This window comes from Acidovorax sp. GW821-FHT11A03 (assembly GCF_058809075.1).
Genome location: NZ_JBXASG010000005.1, coordinates 434,862 through 448,441, shown reverse-complemented (window position 1 = coordinate 448,441; position 13,580 = coordinate 434,862). Strand labels below are relative to the sequence as shown.

Here is a 13,580-nt window from a genome sequence, read left to right as displayed (position 1 = left end):
ATGATGTTCAGCCGATCACGCGGGTGGCCGTGGCGTCCAGCTTGGGGGGATTCTCGAACGTATGGAAAGGTGCTGGCGACGGGACTTCCCATTCCAGGCCTTCGGCGCCGTCCCAGGGCTTGGCCGCAGCCTTCTCGCCCTTGCCGCGCATGGCGGGGATGATCACCGCCACGAAGAAGTACACCTGCGCGAGACCGAAGCCCAGCGCGCCCACCGAAGCGATGGCGTTGAAGTCGGCGAACTGCATCGGGTAGTCGGCATAACGGCGTGGCATGCCGGCCAGGCCCAGGAAGTGCATCGGGAAGAAGGTGATGTTGAAGAAGATCAGCGAGGACCAGAAGTGGATCTGGCCGCGCGTTTCGGAGTACATCACGCCGGTCCACTTGGGCAGCCAGTAGTACACGCCCGCGAACATCGAGAACAGCGAGCCGGCCACCAGCACGTAGTGGAAGTGGGCCACCACGTAGTAGGTGTCCTGCAGCTGGATGTCGATGGGCGCCATGGCCAGGATCAGGCCAGTGAAACCACCCATGGTAAACACGAAGATGAAGCCCACGGCGAACAGCATGGGGGTCTCGAACGTCATGGAGCCGCGCCACATGGTGGCGATCCAGTTGAAGATCTTCACGGCCGTGGGCACGGAGATCAGCATGGTGGCGTACATGAAGAACAGCTGGCCCGTCACGGGCATGCCGGTCGTGAACATGTGGTGCGCCCACACGATGAACGACAGGATGGCGATGGAGGAGGTCGCGTACACCATGGAGGCGTAGCCGAAGAGCTTCTTGCGTGCGAACGCGGGCACGATCTGGCTGATGATGCCGAAGGCCGGCAAGATCATGATGTACACCTCGGGGTGGCCGAAGAACCAGAAGATGTGCTGGTACATCACCGGGTCACCGCCGCCGGCGGGGTTGAAGAAGCTGGTGCCGAAGTGGCGGTCCGTCAGCGTCATGGTGATGGCGCCAGCCAGCACGGGCATCACGGCGATCAGCAGGTAGGCGGTGATCAGCCAGGTCCAGGCGAACATGGGCATCTTCATCAGCGTCATGCCGGGCGCGCGCATGTTCAGGATGGTCACGATGATGTTGATCGAGCCCATGATGGACGAGGCACCCAGGATGTGCATCGCGAAGATGCCGGCGTCCATGGAGGGGCCCATCTGCAGCGTCAGCGGCGCGTACAGCGTCCAGCCGGCGGCGGGTGCGCCACCGGGCATGAAGAACGAGCTCACTAGCATGATGGCCGCGGGGATCATCAGCCAGAAGCTGAAGTTGTTCATGCGCGCGAAGGCCATGTCGGATGCGCCGATCTGCAGCGGGATCATCCAGTTCGCGAAGCCCACGAAGGCCGGCATGATGGCGCCGAACACCATGATGAGGCCGTGCATGGTGGTGAGCTGGTTGAACAGCTCGGGGTTCACCAGCTGCAGGCCGGGCTGGAACAGCTCGGCGCGGATCAGCAGTGCCAGGACACCGCCGACCATCAGCATGGCGAAGGCGAACAGCAGGTACAGGGTACCGATGTCCTTGTGGTTGGTGGCGAACACCCAGCGGCGCCAGCCGGTGGGGCCATGGTGGTGGTCGTGGCCGTCGTGTGCGTGATCGCCCGCGTGCCCGTGGTTGTCGAGAACTGCGCTCATTTTGGATTCCTCAATACGATAGGGCGATGATTACTTGCCACGCTGGGCCACGATTTCAGCAGGCTGCACCAGCTGGCCGGTCTTGTTGGACCAGGAGTTCTTCGTGTAGCTCACCACTGCGGCGATGTCGGTATCGCTCAGCTGAGCCCATGCAGGCATCGCGCCATTGGCCGCGCCCTTGAGCACGACCTGGATCTGCTTAGCGTGGTCCGCATCCAGCACGATGGCCGAGCCGTCCAGCGGCTTGATGGGACCGGCGCCCTTGCCGTTGGCCTGGTGGCAGGCCGCGCAGTTGGCCGCATACACCTTCTCGCCGCGCTTCATGATGTCGTCCAGGGTCCACACCTTGGTGGGGTCGTCCAGCTTGGCCGCTGCCTTCTTCTTTTGCTCGCCCACCCAGGCGGTGTAGTCCTCGGCGGACACGACCTTCACATGGATGGGCATGTAGGCGTGTTCCTTGCCGCACAGTTCGGCGCACTGGCCATAGTAGTCACCGATCTTCTCGGCGCGGAACCAGGTGTCGCGCACGAAGCCGGGGATCGCGTCCTGCTTGATGCCGAAGGCGGGCACCATGAAGGCATGGATCACGTCGTTGGCGGTGGTGATGATGCGGACCTTCTTGCCCACGGGCACCACCATCGGGTTGTCCACCTTCAGCAGGTAGTTGGCAGGGGCGTCCTTGACGTTGCCGCTGTCGGACATCACGCGGTGGCTGCTGTCCAGCGTGGAGATGAAGGCCAGGCCCTCGCCTTCGCCGGTGATGTAGTCGTAGCCCCACTTCCACTGGTAGCCCGTGGTCTTGATGGTGAGGTCGGCATTGGTCGTGTCCTTCTGGGCCACCAGCACCTTCGTGGCGGGCAGGGCCATCAGGATCACGATGATGAACGGAACAATGGTCCACACCACTTCCACCGTCACGGACTCATGGAAATTGGCCGATTTGGCGCCCTTGGAACGGCGGTGCTTCCAGATCGAGTAGAACATCACGGAGAACACTGCAACAAAGATCACCGTGCAGATGATCAGCATCATCCAGTGCAGAAAATGCTGCTCTTCTGCGATCTTGGTGACGGGCGGCGCCAGGTTCAGCTGGTTGACTGCGGGGCCGCCAGGCAGGTCCTGAACGGCATGGGCTGCGGAACCCACCCATGCACCGGCAATCAGCAGCAGAGAAGCCAGCTTGTTGGAAATGCTCTTCATAGTTCTCACTTACTTCTAAGCCTCAATTTAACCAATCCCTTTCGCGCGCCTGCGTGGGGTCAGGCGGCGCGCAAGGCCATGCGGATCTCCGATGCCAGGACCGGCCGAAGCTCGGGGCGCACGTAGCGCCCCACTTCGACCGAACGGCCCTGCGCAGACAGCATGATCAGCGAACGGTCTCCGGTCTTGGGTTCTACGCGAACCCGGCTCCGGTCAAACTCGGCACGCTCCAGCTTGCCTGCTGTCTCCAGTTCCACCACGAGGCGCGAGCCCTGCAGTGAAATCCTCTCGCCATCCGCCGCATGGCGACCGTACATGGCGAATGCAATTCCTACAGCCACGATTTCGAGCCATGCGAAGGGCATGACCAGACGGGCACCGAGCATCCAGAAGAAAGCCGCGATACCCAGCGACACCAGGCACAGCGACAGGTACGTCCAACCCAGTTGCGCCGGCGTGACCGAGCAATTGCGAACGAGACGCCAGTCGATGCGCTGACCCGACACCGTGGCAAAACGAAAAACCAAGCCCGTCACCAGAAGTGCTCACAAGACTGCCGGCTGAAAGGTGCCTGCCATGCGTTGCCGCGACAGGCACAGCCTGCAAGGTTGCGCGGGAAGATGCCCGAAATCTCAATAACCCGGAATTGTAGCGTGCCTTGTTCCATGTCATTGACACGGAGTTACAGACTAGCTCTCCTTGCCGCCCTGTCGCAGCATGGTGCGCATGTCCTGCAGCGACACGGCGCTGCTAGGGCTCACGCGCACGCGCGGCGCGGGCTTGAACGCATGCCCGTAGATGATCTCGAAGGTCAGCGCCAGTTGCCCTGCGTTGCCGGGGTCCGCCAGCCGGTGCGCCAGCGCTTCGTACAGCCGCTCGCGCCAGCGCCGCCCGCGCAGCGCGCCAAAACGCGCGGGGTGCAGGTTGCAGCCCAGTTCCTGCAACTCCCGCACCAGCCGCTGCGGGGTGGCGAAGGTCAGCGTGATGCGCTCCATGTCCATCACAGGCTCGGCAAAGCCCGCGTGCACCAGCATGTCCCCCCAGTCGTGCATGTCCGTGAACGCATGCCCGGCAGGAGGCCAGCCCAGCTCGGCGTACACCGCATGCAGCTCGCGCAGCGTGTCGGGGCCCAGGCACGAGAACATCAGGTAGCCATCCACGGCCAGGGCACGGTGCCATTGCGCGATCAGCGCCTGCGGGTCCGCTGCCGTGTGCAGCGCCATGTTGGCCCAGAGCATCTGCACGCTCGCATCCGCCGGCGCACCCAGCTGCGGGTTGCCGGCGCCCCAGCGGGCGGGACTCCACCAGGGCCTGGCCAGGGCCTGCCGCGCCACCTCCTGGCAATGCGCGGCCGTCTCGTAGATCTGGCAGCGTGCCTTGGGAAAGCGTGCGCTCACCAGCGTATGTGCGTGCAGCCCTCCGCGCACCGCATCCCAATGGCACCACGATTCGGGAGCCTGGCGGATCCACTGCAGGCGGTCCTCCATGCGGCGCGCCACCTCCTCATGGAGCCAGGGGGACAACGCAGGGGCCGCCGCATGCCAGCGGGCCGCAGCAACGGGATCAATGGTGGGGGGACGCTCGGAGGGCATGGCAGGACGGGCGAGTATATTGATTCATGCTTTTCACGGGCTTGCTAGGGATTTCGCGCCCTCTTCGCACCTGGGCGGACAAGGTGCCCAGCCAGTGCGCCGTCTGCCATGCATGGCCGTCGCAGCGGATCTGCAATGCCTGCGCGGCGCGCTTTGCCCAGCCCGCCACACGCTGCCAGCGCTGCGCCCTGCGGGTCCCCCCGGGGGTCGCCGTCTGCGGCGCCTGCGTGCACAGCCCGCCCAGCTTCGATGCCTGCGTGGCCGCCGTGGACTACGCCTACCCATGGGCCGACGCGCTCGCGCACTTCAAGTTCCGGGGTGACCCCGGGTGGGCCAGGGCCCTGGCCACGCTGATGCGCAGCACGCCCTGGATGGAACCGGCCCTGGACGCGGCGGACCGCGTGCTGTCGATACCGCTGTCGGCCGAGCGCCTGCGCGAGCGGGGATTCAACCAGTCCGCGCTCCTCGCAAGGCATCTGGCAGGCCCCAGGAGCGACACCCGGACCCTGCTGCGCCTGCACGCCAGCGAGGCACAGAGCGGACTGCCTCGGGCGCAGCGCCTGCGCAACCTGCGGGGTGCGTTTGCCATCGAGCCCGCGCATGCGGCGGCCCTGCGGGGCCAGCGCGTGGTGCTGGTCGACGATGTGATGACCACGGGCGCCACGATGCAGGCCGCCACGCTGGCACTGCGCGAGGCGGGCGTGGCGCATGTCACCTGCGCAGTCCTCGCGCGCACGGGGCTGGACTAGCGGGATACTTTTGATTACGAGCGGTTGCTCAACTCACACGCCGGGCGATGACAATAGCCAGCATGTTCCATATCGTCCTCGTCGAACCCGAGATCCCGCCCAACACCGGGAATGTGATTCGCCTGGCGGCCAACACCGGGTGCACCCTGCACCTGGTCGAGCCCCTGGGGTTCACGATGGAGGACAGGCAGATGCGGCGTGCGGGGCTCGACTACCACGAGTACGCCCAGGTGCAGATCCACCCCGGCTGGACCGCCTTCCTGCGCGATGCCCAGCCCGACCCCTCCCGCATGTTCGCCATGACGACCCACGGCTCCCAGCCGGTGCACTCCACCTGTTTCCTGCCGGGCGACTGGCTGGTGTTTGGCGCCGAGACGCGGGGGCTTCCACCCGAGCTGCGCGACAGCTTCCCACCCGCGCAGCGCCTGCGGCTGCCGATGGTGGCGGGCCAGCGCAGCCTGAACCTGTCCAACGCCGTGGCGGTGACGGTGTTCGAGGCCTGGCGCCAGAACAGTTTTGCGATGCCCGATGGCGAGATCACCGTCGAGCCAGAAGGCACCATCATCAGCGGATTCGCCCAGCTGGGCTGACGCAGGCCGTTCATCGCCGCCTGCGGCCGGCCGGGGGAACATGGCCCGGCCACCAGAGCGGAAACCGCCGCCCCAGCCAGCCCGCTAGCCTGCCTGCCCGCGCTGTTCGGCCATGGCCAGGGGCACCTGCTCGCTCAGGAAGTCCAGGAACACCTTGGTGCGCGCGGGCAGCATGCGGCCCGAGGGCAGCGCGGCATAGATGGTGTAGCGCGAAAAGATCCACGCGGGCAGGATGTGCACCAGCTCTCCGCGGGCCAGGTGTTCTTCGGCCAGCAGGCGCGACGTGACCGCCACCCCCGCGCCGTCCACCGCCGCGCGCAGCAGCAGCTCGGTGCTGACGGACTGCAGCACCGCCGGCATGTCGATTTCCTGGGCCGGCAGATTGCCGGAGAGGGATTGCAGGCGCAGCTTGCGGCCAGGCCCCGTCTGGGAACGGGCGGCCATGCCCGAGTCGCGCAGGTAGTCGTGCTGCAGCAGGTCCTGCGGCTCGCGCGGAATACCCTTGCGTTCCAGGTAGTCGGGCGACGCCACCACGATGGCCTCGCCCTTCAGCAGCGGGCGCGCCACGATGTTGGCGTCGAAGTCCTCGCCCGCCACCATGATGGTCACGTCGTATTCGTCCACCCGCGCCGAGGCATAGGCGTCCAGGTCGATGTCGAGCAGCAGTTTGGGGAACTCCGCATGCCACAGCGCCACCATGGGCGCCAGGAAGTTGGTGGCCAGCACCGGGGCCGCGACGATGCGGATGGTGCCGCGCAGGTCGCGCGTGTTCGCGGCGGCGGCCGCCTCGGCGTCATCGATCTCGTGCAGGATGGTGCGCACACGCTGCAGGTAGGCATCGCCCGCATCGGTGAGGGCCAGCTTGCGGGTGGTGCGCTGCAGCAGGCGCGTGCCCAGGTGCTGCTCCAGTTCGGCCACCATGCGGGTGACCACGGGGGGCGACATGTCCATGGCCCGGGCGGCGGCGGCAAAGCCGCCCTCCTCCACCACGCGCTCGAACACCTTCATGGCTTGCAGGCGGTCCATGGGTCAGACCTCCTGCCCGCGAGCGGCCAGGCTCAGGCGGGTGCCCCGAAATTTCTCGCAAGCGATTCGGCCACGCACACGGGTTTGTCGCTGCCCTCGCGTTCCACGGTCACCAGCCACGTCATCTGCATGCCATCGGGCGCCACCGGCTCGGCCGCCTGCAGCGTGAGGCGCGCGCGCAGGCGGCTTCCCACCGGCACCGGCGCGGTGAAGCGCACCTTGTTGAGCCCGTAGTTCACGCCCATGCGCGCCCCCTCGATGGTCAGGCCCGCCTCGAAGAACTGCGGAATCAGCGACAGCGTGAGAAACCCGTGGGCAATGGGCGCGCCAAACGGCCCCGCTTTCGCACGCTCGGGGTCCACGTGGATCCACTGGTGGTCGCCCGTGGCCTGGGCGAACAGGTTGACCTGTTCCTGCGTGATGGTGATCCAGTCGGTCACGGCGACCTCCTGGCCCACGCAGGCGCTGACTTCGGAGTAGGAGCGAAAGATTTTCATCACCCCAATGTAGCGCCGCAGCCGTGCGCGCCTTGTCTGGCACGGGACACCGTGCGCCCATCTGGCACACAACGCCAGCAACTGGCACTCCCCAGGCCAGTGCCACCGTGGATCTGGCTTTGCCAGTCCAGGGGTGGCGTCCCCCTCGGGGGAAGGCGCGCAGCGCCTCAGGGGGGGTCATGTGTCTAGCCACGTACAGATTCCTTGCCATTGCTCCAGGTCGCGCGCCACACGGCCCGGCGCCACGTCGAACAGCGTGAGGCCATGCGCCGCCAGGTGGATGTAGTTCTGCGTGTCGCGCAGGTAGCCCAGCACCGGAAACCCCAGGTTGTCCACGAAGTGATGCAGCTGCTCGGCGGCCTTGGTGCGCGCGTCCACGCGCATGCCCACGATGCCCACGGGCACGCCCGCCGCGTGGCGGTGCTCGGCCAGCTGGTCCAGGAAGCTGCGCGTGGCGAAGATGTCGAACACGCTGGGCTGCAGCGGCACGATGATCTTGTCGGCCAGCTTGAGCATGTCGTTCAGGCGCCAGCCGTGCAGGCCGGCGGGCGTATCAAGCACCGCATGCGTGGTGCCCTTGGGCGGGCGGCTGATCACGTCCGAGCTGAGGCCGTCCCAGGCGCCGATGGGGCGCGCGGCCGGCGGGCGCAGGCCCAGCCAGAGCCTGGCGGACTCCTGCCGGTCGGTGTCGCCCAGGATCACGGGATGCCCCTGGCTCGCAAAGTAGCCCGCGATGTTGGTGGACAGCGTGGACTTGCCCACGCCGCCCTTCGGGTTGGCGACAACAACTACTGGCATGACAACCTCCTTGGAATCCGCGCATCCATGAAAATACAAGCCAAATCAGCCCCTGACGCTTGATGGACAAGCGCCAGCAGCTATCAAAATCAAAGCATCAGCAACACGCTGGGGCCACCTCAGGCGTGCTGGCCGCCACGCTTGACGAAGAACAGCCCCGCGCCCACCGCCATCAGCAGGCCGCCAAACACGCGGTTCTGCGCGCGCACCGCACGCGCGCTGCGCATCAGGCGGCGCAGGGCGCTGGCCCCGAAAGCGTAGCCGTGCATCACCACCACGTCCACCGTCACCGTGGTGGCGGCCATCACCAGGAGCTGCGTCCACAGCGGGCGCGTGTCGGTCATGAACTGGGGCAGCACGGCCACCATGAAGATGATGCCCTTGGGGTTGGTGGCGTTGGTCAGGAAGCCCGTGAGGCAGCGCTTTTGCCAGGTGCCCGCCGGTGCTTCCTCATCGCCCTGCACGGGCGACGCGTCGCCCGCGCGCCACTGGTTGAAGCCCACATAGATCAGGTAGCACGCGCCCAGCACCTTGACGACGCTGAAGGCCACCTCGGACGCCAGCAGCAGCGACCCCACGCCCGCCCCGGCAATCAGCAGGATCAGCAGCAGACCCAGCTGCAGGCCGAAGATGGTGGCACCCGTCTTGCGCACGCCGAACGACAGGCCATGGCTCATCGACAGCACGGCCCCCGAGCCCGGCGACACCGCGATCAGGCACGACGCCGCGAAAAAAGCCAGCCAAGTCTGCAAGTCCATGAAACACCGCGCCTGTAATCCGAGAAGGGCACGCATCTTAACAACGCGCCCGCGCCGCCGCCATGGCATGCACGAAGAGCGCCTCCAGCACTTGTCCCACCACCGCCAGATGCTATTAAAAGTGAAGCGCCGCAACAACATGCCTCGCAAGCCTCTCCACATCGCCGGGACGGTGCCAGAATCCTGACACGCCCACGCCCGCATCCCCGCGACGCCCCTTCCCCCACGCCATCGCCCGCATCCCCCTCTATGGAACACGCCCCCACCTGGCTCACCTACGGCTTCCTGTACCTCACCGCCGCGGTGCTGGCCGTGCCCATCGCCAAGGCGCTGGGCCTCGGGGCCATCATCGGCTACCTCGCGGCGGGCATCGCCATCGGGCCCTGGGGCCTGGGGCTGGTGAGCAACGTGCAGGACATCCTGCACTTCGCCGAATTCGGCGTGGTGCTGATGCTGTTCCTCGTGGGGCTGGAGCTGCAACCGAGCCGCCTGTGGGCGCTGCGCCGCCCCATCTTCGGCACCGGCACCGCGCAGGTGCTGGGCTGCGCGGCCGTGCTGTTCGCGCTGGGCGCCCTCGCCGGCCTGCCGTGGCGCGTGAGCCTGGTGGGCGCTTTGGGCCTGGCGCTGTCCTCCACGGCGATCGCGCTGCAGTCGCTGGCCGAGCGCAACCTCATGCGCACCCAGAGCGGGCAGGCGGGCTTTTCGATTTTGCTGTTCCAGGACGTGGCGGCCATCCCCATCCTGGCCCTGCTGCCGGTGCTGGGCGCCGCTGCGGGCGACGGCGCGGGCCACACGCCGGGCGAGATGGCGCTCGAGGTTCTCAAGATCGTGGGCGTGATCGCCGCCATCATCCTGGGCGGGCGCCTGCTGCTGCGCCCCGTGCTGCGCTGGATCGCCAAGAGCAACACGCCCGAGATCTTCACTGCCGCCGCGCTGCTGCTGGTGGTGGGCATCGCCTACCTGATGGTGATGGTGGGTCTGTCGATGGCGCTGGGCGCCTTCCTGGCCGGCGTGCTGCTGGCCGACAGCGAGTACCGGCGCGAGCTGGAGGCCGACATCGAGCCCTTCAAGGGCCTGCTGCTGGGGCTGTTCTTCATCGCCGTGGGCATGAGCATCGACTTCGGCGTGATCCTGCGCTCGCCGGGCCTCATGGCCGCCATCCTGGTCGGCTTTCTCGCGGCCAAGGCCATCGTGATCTACACGCTGGCCAAGCTGGTCAACATCCCGTACCAGGAGCGCCCGGTGTTCACGCTGCTGCTGGCCCAGGGCGGCGAATTCGCTTTCGTGGTGTTCCAGGCCGCCGCCGGTGCCAGCGTGTTCCCGGCCGAGACGGCCTCGCTGCTCATCGGCGCGGTGGCGCTGTCGATGCTGATCAGCCCGCTGCTGCTGGTGCTGCTGGACCGCGTGCTGCTGCGCCGCTACGCCCAGCTCAAGTCCGAGCCCCGGGCCGAGGAAATCTCCGAGCCCCAGGAGGCGCCCATCATCATCGCGGGCTTCGGCCGCTACGGGCAGATCGTCTCGCGCGTGCTGCTGGCCCAGGGCCTGCGCACCACCGTGCTGGACCACAGCGTGGAGATGCTGGAAGTGGCGCGCACCTTCGGCTACCGCGTGTTCTATGGCGACGCCACGCGGCTCGACCTGCTGCGCATCGCGGGCGCCGAACACGCCCGCATCCTGGTCATCGCCGTGGACGATGCCGAGCAGTCCCTCAAGATCGCCAAGCTTGCCCGCGAACACTTCCCCCAGCTGCAGGTGGTGGCCCGCGCGCGCGACGTCACGCACTGGAACAAGCTGCGCGACCTGGGTGTGACGCTGGTGCAGCGCGAACTGTTCGAGTCCAGCCTGCAAAGCGCGCACACGGTGCTGGAACTGATGGGCCTGGCGCCCGCCGAGGCCACGGCCATCACCCGGCGCTTTCGCACCCACAACATCGCCCTGGCCGACCGCATGTACCCGCACTACAAGGACCGCGCCAAGTTCATCGCGGTGGCGCGCGAGGGGCGCAACCAGTTCGCCGAGCAGATGGCCAAGGAGCGGCAGGAGAGCGCGGCGCTGGGGGCGGCGGGGGGCGCGTACCCCGGATATGGCGAGCCCGGGAGCCCGCAGAGCGCCGACGGGGCGGCCAGCGCCCAGGATGTGGACAAAAGCAGGCCTTGACGCTGATCCATCAAGCGCCAGATGCTATTCATTCAATAGCAAAAAACCGACGATTGCCGCGCGGGAGGGAGCACGGTCATGCGCGCCCGCAAGCGGTCGGTCTTTGCGGCGATGCGTGGCCGAGTGGGGAGGTGCTCGAATTGGCACGGTCAGGGGCTGTGGATAAGTTTAGGCCTCGCTAATGCTGGCGCGGGTTTGCGGCCGATTCGGGGCGCATGGGCGTTGCCGGATGCTTTGGCGCACAATGGGCGGCCCGTAGGGCCAAAACGGCCGAAATGGGCCGCGTCTGGGTTCAGATGGGCCTGGGGTGGAAGGAAATGGTTGCAGGGCCGGACAGCGTCGTGTTCATTGAGAAGGCCAATGTTTGAGGCTTGTCGGGGCCACATGGCTCTGCAACGGGCGTGTACGAGCAAGGTGGGGGCATACAAAGGCTGGGCGTCATAGACCTTCCCGCGAAAAAACCTATTTAAATCAACGGCCTGAGAGCTGGTGGATGAAGTTATTCACAATGCCCGAGCTTGATGTGGTCGGGCGTCACCTCAGCACATCGAGGTTGGACGCATACTGGAATGCGCCGACGCTGGCGAACCAAACCTCCAGAACATCGACCGAGAGCGCCATGTGCGCTTTCATACCCGCGACATAGGAAAACCCTTAGGCAGGGATTGCGATCATCGGAAGCGGCCTGCCTAGCTGCGCAAAGTACTCCTTAAAGCCGTGATTGCAGTAGTGATGGGTTAGTTGCGCATTGTCCGAACCCGAATGACCGCCGTCGGATCGGCGCTTTATGTGGTCATCACTCGCGTGAGCGAGAACCAATCGCGCCTTGCAAATGGCGCACCGTGGTGCTATCGCCAAACTCGCTTTTATTCGCGCGGCGCTGCGCGTCTCCTTCCACGCATCCGAACGCTCTGATGCCTCTCTAAAAGAGTCCGGTGTAGCGGATGAAAGCTCGTTAAGAATTTCTGCCTCCGACTTGCCCTCTGCTAGGCCATCTAGAATTTTTCGCAGAAGTGTCTTGATCGGTTCGAGACTGCGCTTCCATCCGCCGTAACGGGACAAGATCTGTTGACCAAGATTGCCTCGGCCAATAAGCATTTCTTCCAATGCTGCTCTGTGCTGGGTGAACTTCACCAATTCGTTCGATTCGATTAGATCTTGAACAAACGACACCACTGCAAGGAACATGCTGGGACGATGGTTTCCAGTTGTTCCCCAAAAATAGATGGCCGGATGCATGCTTAGAGATGCCGGTTCATCACCGGCGACGTACTTAACCACGCCCCAAACCTTCGCAAGGACCCTAGACGTCTGGCTGCCATCGTGGTCGGGGGGGACGTTTTTCAAGCCTCCCTTGGTACCTGTGACAACATTAACCAGCTCAATCGCCATACGTAGGCCACTTGCCGTCTGCGCCATGCCCGCAGGCTGTAGTTCGGCATGCGTATGCGGCAGTGCACTTTCAGGCTCGAAGATTGCGTCGTAGATTTTCGTCGCATATTGCTCGATATCGATAACATGCTCTGGCTCGAAAGCCCCCCAATAGGCATGGCCACGTCCAGCGCTCACCAACGCTCTGGCAGCTACTACAGTTGATGCCTTTCGCTCCTCAATCATGTAGCGCTCGGTGGGATCGATCTCAACCGACCGCTGGTTGATATCCAGGAAAGACTGAAGCGCCACATCCGCATCGCCAACGACCCACTGAGTTTCGACAGGCTGAGCAATGTTCGTACTCCATTCGAGCTGCTCTGGAGTTCGGGTGGGCAGCTTGGTCAGTTTCTGCAACTCTGCATATTCCAGGCCCTCGTCTTTAATCTGTACTCGGCATTTATGAGCTGCAGTTCGCTGAGACTTTGGAATTTGGTGCTTGAAAAAGGCCTGAGACAGAGCACCATCGCCGTAATCGTCATTCACCCACGCTACGAACACGCTCAAGCGGTGAGCGCCGTCAATGACAAACGTGGAGCCATCTGCGGACCACAAAATGACGGCAGGGATCAGGTGTCCGTTGCGGAAACTACGGACCAACGACACAACATTGTCGACACTCCAATCGTTCGTCTCGCGTTGAAACAACGGCTTGCGAAGCAACCCGTAGAAGTGACGGCCCAACTCCAGCTCGGTCACCTGAATGACGCCCTTCCCAGACTTGGGCTTCTTCGCCTCCACGTCATCTCTTGGAATCAAAGCATCGAGATTGACTGTCTCCCTGTGTTTTACTGCCATAGCTCCCCCTTAAACATGCGACTCGATTGAGCAATCCTAGCAGTCAGACCACCAGCAATGATGTTGGCGACGCGAAGTGTCGAACGTCATCGTTTTGTGGTGAGCTGTTTCACAATCTAGAGAGGACGGCGCTAAGAACAGTCTGCGGCGCATGGCATTCCCTCCTTGGGTCAGTCGGGAATAGAGGCGCGTCTGATTGAATCAGAAAGCTGGATCGCCGTGGGCCTATCTATGGTGAATCGTGCAGCTAGGCACTTTAAACCTAGTACCAAAGCCAGCGCAATTTAGTGCCAAAGGGAGCGTAAATCAGTGCCAAAGGGCGCGGCGCGCCATTGCCGTCCG

12 protein-coding genes are annotated in these 13,580 nt (G+C 64.8%); 3 read left to right on the top strand and 9 right to left on the bottom strand.

Translation table 11 applies throughout. The annotated features are described in order from the left end of the window. Nucleotides 1–7: 7 nt before the first annotated feature. The 4 genes from ctaD to AC1RVY_RS15250 all read right to left on the bottom strand — a co-directional run bounded on the left by ctaD (nt 8) and on the right by AC1RVY_RS15250 (nt 4,434). Nucleotides 8–1,642 carry a cytochrome c oxidase subunit I gene (gene ctaD, locus AC1RVY_RS15265; protein WP_218295949.1) on the bottom strand — a complete coding sequence of 545 codons (1,635 nt, stop codon included), beginning with the start codon at nt 1,640–1,642 and terminating at the stop codon, nt 8–10. A 30-nt stretch (nt 1,643–1,672) separates the two neighbouring features. After that, nucleotides 1,673–2,842 carry a cytochrome c oxidase subunit II gene (coxB, locus tag AC1RVY_RS15260; RefSeq protein ID WP_218295950.1) on the bottom strand — a complete coding sequence of 390 codons (1,170 nt, stop codon included), beginning with the start codon at nt 2,840–2,842 and terminating at the stop codon, nt 1,673–1,675. Nucleotides 2,843–2,901: 59 nt separating this feature from the next. Then, nucleotides 2,902–3,378: a DUF2244 domain-containing protein gene (locus AC1RVY_RS15255; protein ID WP_218295951.1), complete on the bottom strand. Its 477-nt coding sequence runs from the start codon at nt 3,376–3,378 to the stop codon at nt 2,902–2,904. Between the two features lie 153 nt (nt 3,379–3,531). Beyond that, complete coding sequence (locus tag AC1RVY_RS15250; protein ID WP_218295952.1) at nt 3,532–4,434, bottom strand: class I SAM-dependent methyltransferase; 903 nt, start codon at nt 4,432–4,434, stop codon at nt 3,532–3,534. A 26-nt stretch (nt 4,435–4,460) separates the two neighbouring features. Here AC1RVY_RS15250 and AC1RVY_RS15245 point away from each other — a divergent pair, with 26 nt between their 5' ends. Beyond that, nucleotides 4,461–5,183, top strand: a complete 723-nt coding sequence (locus AC1RVY_RS15245; RefSeq protein WP_369643197.1) for a ComF family protein — start codon at nt 4,461–4,463, stop codon at nt 5,181–5,183. A gap of 62 nt (nt 5,184–5,245) precedes the next feature. Then, the gene (locus AC1RVY_RS15240) at nt 5,246–5,773 is read left to right on the top strand and encodes a tRNA (cytidine(34)-2'-O)-methyltransferase (protein WP_218295954.1); all 528 of its coding nucleotides are present in this window, start codon (nt 5,246–5,248) and stop codon (nt 5,771–5,773) included. Nucleotides 5,774–5,857: 84 nt separating this feature from the next. Here the strand turns inward: AC1RVY_RS15240 and AC1RVY_RS15235 are convergent, their stop codons facing one another. From AC1RVY_RS15235 to AC1RVY_RS15220, 4 genes are all read right to left on the bottom strand, one after another. Next, nucleotides 5,858–6,799 (bottom strand): LysR family transcriptional regulator, encoded by a 942-nt coding sequence (locus AC1RVY_RS15235; RefSeq protein WP_218295955.1) that lies wholly within the window; start codon nt 6,797–6,799, stop codon nt 5,858–5,860. A 32-nt stretch (nt 6,800–6,831) separates the two neighbouring features. Further along, complete coding sequence (locus AC1RVY_RS15230) at nt 6,832–7,296, bottom strand: MaoC family dehydratase (protein ID WP_094291360.1); 465 nt, start codon at nt 7,294–7,296, stop codon at nt 6,832–6,834. 177 nt (nt 7,297–7,473) lie between these two features. Further along, nucleotides 7,474–8,094: a nucleotide-binding protein gene (locus tag AC1RVY_RS15225; protein ID WP_492806996.1), complete on the bottom strand. Its 621-nt coding sequence runs from the start codon at nt 8,092–8,094 to the stop codon at nt 7,474–7,476. A gap of 119 nt (nt 8,095–8,213) precedes the next feature. After that, entirely contained in the window at nt 8,214–8,852 is a 639-nt protein-coding gene (locus tag AC1RVY_RS15220; RefSeq protein ID WP_218339573.1) for a LysE family translocator, read from the bottom strand. 249 nt (nt 8,853–9,101) lie between these two features. Here AC1RVY_RS15220 and kefC point away from each other — a divergent pair, with 249 nt between their 5' ends. After that, a complete protein-coding gene (kefC, locus tag AC1RVY_RS15215; RefSeq protein ID WP_492806995.1) occupies nt 9,102–11,009 on the top strand; it encodes a glutathione-regulated potassium-efflux system protein KefC in 1,908 nt (635 codons plus the stop codon). A 654-nt stretch (nt 11,010–11,663) separates the two neighbouring features. Here the strand turns inward: kefC and AC1RVY_RS15210 are convergent. After that, complete coding sequence (locus AC1RVY_RS15210) at nt 11,664–13,238, bottom strand: HNH endonuclease family protein (RefSeq protein ID WP_492806994.1); 1,575 nt, start codon at nt 13,236–13,238, stop codon at nt 11,664–11,666. Nucleotides 13,239–13,580: the final 342 nt, after the last annotated feature.

Bases quoted from the DNA above. Each gene is read 5' to 3' on its own strand.
- ctaD (WP_218295949.1), bottom strand. From the start codon at position 1,642: ATGAGCGCAGTTCTCGACAACCACGGGCACGCGGGCGATCACGCACAC.
- coxB (WP_218295950.1), bottom strand. From the start codon at position 2,842: ATGAAGAGCATTTCCAACAAGCTGGCTTCTCTGCTGCTGATTGCCGGT.
- AC1RVY_RS15250 (WP_218295952.1), bottom strand. From the start codon at position 4,434: ATGCCCTCCGAGCGTCCCCCCACCATTGATCCCGTTGCTGCGGCCCGC.
- AC1RVY_RS15245 (WP_369643197.1), top strand. From the start codon at position 4,461: ATGCTTTTCACGGGCTTGCTAGGGATTTCGCGCCCTCTTCGCACCTGG.
- AC1RVY_RS15240 (WP_218295954.1), top strand. From the start codon at position 5,246: ATGTTCCATATCGTCCTCGTCGAACCCGAGATCCCGCCCAACACCGGG.
- AC1RVY_RS15235 (WP_218295955.1), bottom strand. From the start codon at position 6,799: ATGGACCGCCTGCAAGCCATGAAGGTGTTCGAGCGCGTGGTGGAGGAG.
- AC1RVY_RS15230 (WP_094291360.1), bottom strand. From the start codon at position 7,296: ATGAAAATCTTTCGCTCCTACTCCGAAGTCAGCGCCTGCGTGGGCCAG.
- AC1RVY_RS15225 (WP_492806996.1), bottom strand. From the start codon at position 8,094: ATGCCAGTAGTTGTTGTCGCCAACCCGAAGGGCGGCGTGGGCAAGTCC.
- AC1RVY_RS15220 (WP_218339573.1), bottom strand. From the start codon at position 8,852: ATGGACTTGCAGACTTGGCTGGCTTTTTTCGCGGCGTCGTGCCTGATC.
- kefC (WP_492806995.1), top strand. From the start codon at position 9,102: ATGGAACACGCCCCCACCTGGCTCACCTACGGCTTCCTGTACCTCACC.
- AC1RVY_RS15210 (WP_492806994.1), bottom strand. From the start codon at position 13,238: ATGGCAGTAAAACACAGGGAGACAGTCAATCTCGATGCTTTGATTCCA.